The 223-nt window shown below is 38.6% G+C and carries 1 pseudogene; it reads right to left on the bottom strand.

Going from position 1 to position 223, the window contains the following annotated elements:
• Positions 1-223, bottom strand: a pseudogene (locus WFI24_RS34435) (DNA-binding protein); the annotation flags it as partial.

Here is a 223-nt window from a genome sequence, read left to right as displayed (position 1 = left end):
CGTATATATGGCTAGTTGGTTCAGTAGTTTGATGTAATACACGCGATTCCCAATATCTTCATAGCTTGCGAATGTCTCAAGATCGTTAGAGATATGATCGTTCAAAATATGGTCAACATTCCAGTTGTTAAGGTTAGCGGCTTCCAATATGGTAATCAAACCAGGCAATATCTCTTCCTCGTCTGATTGAATAAAGGTGTGGTACTCTTCCAGAATTTCAAAG

Origin of the sequence: Paenibacillus sp. USHLN196 (assembly GCF_037144955.1) — a bacterium.
Lineage (GTDB): Bacteria > Bacillota > Bacilli > Paenibacillales > Paenibacillaceae > Paenibacillus > Paenibacillus xylanexedens_C.
This window is presented reverse-complemented; position numbering and strand designations above follow the sequence as displayed.